The 4,363-nt window shown below is 41.7% G+C and carries 4 protein-coding genes and 1 pseudogene; all 5 read left to right on the forward strand.

What is annotated here, in order from left to right:
* A partial coding sequence (locus tag RMO35_RS00260; protein ID WP_309737746.1) for a PKD domain-containing protein occupies window positions 1–692 on the forward strand: 692 nt, incomplete at its 5' end.
* A 93-nt stretch (window positions 693–785) separates the two neighbouring features.
* Entirely contained in the window at window positions 786–2,030 is a 1,245-nt protein-coding gene (locus tag RMO35_RS00265; protein ID WP_309737748.1) for a tetratricopeptide repeat protein, read from the forward strand.
* Window positions 2,031–2,153: 123 nt separating this feature from the next.
* Window positions 2,154–2,684, forward strand: coding sequence for a tetratricopeptide repeat protein (locus RMO35_RS00270; protein WP_309737751.1), 531 nt, complete (start codon window positions 2,154–2,156; stop codon window positions 2,682–2,684).
* 103 nt (window positions 2,685–2,787) lie between these two features.
* Window positions 2,788–3,699 (forward strand): glycosyltransferase, encoded by a 912-nt coding sequence (locus tag RMO35_RS00275; RefSeq protein WP_309737753.1) that lies wholly within the window; start codon window positions 2,788–2,790, stop codon window positions 3,697–3,699.
* A gap of 194 nt (window positions 3,700–3,893) precedes the next feature.
* A pseudogene (locus tag RMO35_RS00280) lies at window positions 3,894–4,363 on the forward strand (hypothetical protein); the annotation flags it as partial.

Below are 4,363 nucleotides of genomic sequence, written 5' to 3' on the forward strand. Positions count from 1 at the left end.
AGCTCATCTATAGTTGGAATTTTGGTGACAACACTCAGCCAGTCGTCGGTCGAGATGTCAAGCATACATTTGCTGATAATGGTAACTATAACGTTGTCCTCACTGTTACTGACAAAGATGGTGGCGTTACCACTCAAACGATTGTGGTGAAGGTAGATAATGTCGCGCCGAAGATTGTCAATATTGTCAAACCAACCAAGATTAATGAAGGTCAAGCCGCGCTATTCAAAGCGATGGCTACCGATCCTGGTAAATCGGATACTCTGACTTATAGTTGGAACTTTGGTGATAATACTCAACCAGTTTTTGAGCAGAATGCCACCCATATCTTTGCTGATAACGGTGAATATAATGTCATTCTAACTGTCACAGATAAAGACGGCGGTGTAACTACTCAAACCACGGTTGTGAAGGTAGATAACGTTGCACCGAAGATTGTGAATATTGTCAAACCAGCCACTATTACTAAAGGTCAAGCGGCTCAGTTTGGGGGTATAGCTACCGATCTTGGTCTGTTAGATACTCTGACTTATAGTTGGAATTTTGGCGATAATACCGAATCAGTCTTCGGTCGAGATCCGGTTCATGTCTTCAGCAGTAATGGCTACTATGATGTGGTGTTAACTGTGACTGATAAAGATGGTGGGGTGACTACGAAAACTGTCAAAGTGAAAGTCAATAACCCGATCTAGTAAATTTTCCAATCATATCGTCTCGCTATTACAGTCTAATAGTGGGACGATTGCTTATTTAATAGCTTTCAAATAGCTTTATAACTTAAATCAATGAAAACCCCCGTTTCTCTCTTATTTATTGTCTTCTGCTCTCAAGCAGTATTTTTCACTCATTGGCAACCTGCCCTTGCTAAAAGTTCTTCTCCTCATTTATTGAAAACTGAGTCAATTGATCGACACTCAGCGCAGTTTTATCTCAAGCAAGGTCATAATAAGTATAAATCTAAGGATTACCGAAGTGCAATCGATGATTTTACTAAAGCGATCGCACTAAATCCTAAATTTACGGCTGCTTACTTGTATCGTGGCATGGCTAGAGCAATTTTAAATAACGACCGAGATGCCATAGCTGATTATACTAAAGCAATTGAGTCAAATCCTAATTCTCATGATAGCTACTACAATCGAGGAAACTCGAAAGCGAAGTTACAAGACGACTTGGGAGCAATTGATGATTATACAAAAGCAATTAGTTTCAATTCTAACTATCCATATTCTTACTTAAATCGGGGTAACTCCAGAGCTAGTCTCAAAGATTATCAGGATGCGATTGAAGACTACAGCAAAGCAATTAAATTAAACCCAAGTTATTCCGAGGCTTATTTTAATCGAGGTAATTCCAAATCTAGCTTGAAAGACGATCGGGGCGCAATTAATGATTTCAATAAGGCAATTGAGATCGAGCCTAAATTATTTGAAGCTTACTACAATCGCGGCAACTCTAAATATAGGCTAAGAGAAATGAAGAGCGCAATTGATGACTATAATAAGACGATCGAATTAAATCCTAAATTTGCGATGGCTTACAATAGTCGCGGCAATGCTAAATTAGATTTCAAGGACGATCGAGGTGCCATCTCCGACTATAACAAATCAATAGATATCGATCCTAAGCTAGCCATTGCTTATAACAATAGAGGCAATACTAGATTTAGTACAGGTGACAATATAAATGCAATTATTGACTATAGCAAAGCAATCGAATTAAATCCTAATTATGTTAATGCTTATAATAATCGCGGTGTCGCTCGCTATAAATCAGGAGATAAGGATGGGGCTATTGCTGATTATGGACAAGCACTAAAAATCAATCCCGAACACACTAAAGCTCGTCAAAACTTAGATCTAATCAAATCAGATCTAGGATATCGACTATCATCATCGGTTTCAACTAATTCATTACCATTGGCAATCCTCGCAGTATTTATTGGTTCGCTCGGAGTATGGCGATATCGAAAGTCTTCTATTGTTAATATTCCAAAACAAACCAAAATCAATGAAGGTGAATCAGAGTGAAATTCGATCGCCCGATATAGTCAATCCTTAAATTCGCTCGCCTCACTATTATAAAATTAAACATCTTAATTATATGACGATTTTTTCAAGATAACTAGCAAATAACTTTGTAGTTTTAAATTAATGAAAAAACCCGCCTTTCAGCTATTAATTATTCTGCTCTCTCAATCAATATTTTATATTCAGTCTCGACCTGCACTAGCTCGCAATACGGTGAATCGCTCCACAGAAATTCAAACAGTTACTCACGGTTCGGCAGAATCTTACAATCAACAGGGTAATACTAAATTCGCTCTCAAAGATTATCAAGGCGCGATTGTCGATCTGTCCAAAGCTATTGAATTAAAGCCTAGTAATGCCTATGCTTACTATAATCGTGGTTTTCTTCGCTTTAAAATAGGGGACAAAAAGGGTTCAACAGTAGACTATGAACAAGCACTTACGATCGATCCTCAGCATACTAAATCTCGCCACAACTTAAATTTAATTAAATCCGACCTCGGATATCAGCTATCATCTTTGGTTGCTAATAACGTAATTTATTTAACTATGTTAGTAGCATCTATAGCCTCGATCGGGATATGGCAGTATCGAAAGTCTTTTGTTGCTAATATTGCAAGAACACCTAAAATCAACGAAGGTGAATCAGAGTGAAGTTCAATTGAGAAGCCACTACTTTAGGTAAAATAAATACAATTTTTTCAAACATCCTGTGCATCACGGGCATCCTAAAACTATCACCACACTTAAAGCTCAGATGCCCAGCCTCGTTGCCCTCGTGATGACCGTCCACAACCGCGAGAACTATCTAAAGTGCGCCCTCGATAGCATCCTGCTCCAAACTTACCCTCATTGGCACCTCACCATCTGGGATGACGGCTCCACCGACACGTCCCCCGATATCGCTCATGAATACGCTAAATTAGACCCCCGGATTCGCTTTATTCAAGCTAACCATGCCGGACAAACGCATTCCCTTCATGCAGCAATGATGGCCATTCGTCCCTGTCTGGTCTTGCCAAATTTGAATGCGGAGGAAACCTCGGCACAATCGGTTGCTGGTTCGCCTTCATCGTCAGTCCCAACTTCAGCAAAACCCTGTCTTGATGCACTCAACTTGGAAGGAATGTGCAACTATTTCGGTTGGGTAGACAGCGACGACATCCTGACACCAGATGCTTTAGCCACAACAGTAGCAATCCTAGATGAAAAACCCGAAATTGGCATGGTCTACACAGACCATCGCCTAATCGATCCTAGCGGTCGAGATTTAGGAATAGGGCCTAGATGTCACATTCCCTATTCCAAAGAACGGTTACTCATCGATTTTATGACCTTTCACTTCCGACTAATCCGGTGGGAGCTTTACGATGCCGTCGGTGGGATCGATTTAGAAATTCCCCACGTCCAGGATTATGACCTGTGCTTGAAGCTCTCTGAAGTTACAGAGATTTACCACCACCAGGCGGCACTCTATAGCTATCGCGTCCATCCCACGATGATTTCTAGCACTCAAAAAGCACAATTAAACGCAGGTACGGCAATAGCCGTCAGGAACGCGCTAGTGCGGCGAGGATTGAGCGAACGGTACCGATTGGATGTTACGCCTGATGCTCGATTTAAGCTCGTCCCTTGTCTTCCCGACCCAACCAATCTACCAAAAATTTAGCATCAAGCGCAAAACCTACCAGATTTGGAGTCAATCTCAGTAAATTTACGCGCTCTGGCAACGTCCCACCAATCCAAGATCCTTAGATCCCCTGATGTCAGCCCCCGAACCTTCAGCATATGGTGGAATGTGGAAACAGTAGACCTCGAAAAACTGTAACTTTCCCAAGCATTTACCTTAAGCATTCAAACATTATGAGTCAACTCATCACTCAAGAACTCGCCATTGTCGTTTCCGTCAAAATTCAAAACCCCGCTATCCTCAATGAAGATTTCTTGAAGCAAACTGGCATCATCCCCAGCGATTGGAAACTAGCTCGCGAGCCAGTATACACAGATCGAGTCGCTCAAATCGTGTTTGAAAATGGTTTCAGTATTGCCGCTCAACCAGATCGCGTCATGTTCCTCGAAGCAGTTGGCGACAAAGAAATCGATACTATCACTGCGGGTGAAGTCGCTCAGAAATACGTCGCTACCCTCAAACTCGCTGACTATCAAGCCGTCGGCGTCAACTTCCGCAGCTACATCGCTCACAACAGCCCTGAAGACGCTAGTGCATACATTAACAACCAATTGCTCGCTACAGGTAATTGGCAGGACTACGGCACGGGTGCCGTGCGTGCTTCCATCAATTTGGTTTATAACTTGTCGGAGCGTCAATTGAA

It is taken from the genome of Chamaesiphon sp. OTE_20_metabat_361, assembly GCF_031364565.1.

Excerpts from the sequence above, each read along its gene's own strand:
- RMO35_RS00270 (WP_309737751.1), top strand. The coding sequence starts at position 2,154 with ATGAAAAAACCCGCCTTTCAGCTATTAATTATTCTGCTCTCTCAATCA.
- RMO35_RS00265 (WP_309737748.1), top strand. The coding sequence starts at position 786 with ATGAAAACCCCCGTTTCTCTCTTATTTATTGTCTTCTGCTCTCAAGCA.
- RMO35_RS00275 (WP_309737753.1), top strand. The coding sequence starts at position 2,788 with ATGCCCAGCCTCGTTGCCCTCGTGATGACCGTCCACAACCGCGAGAAC.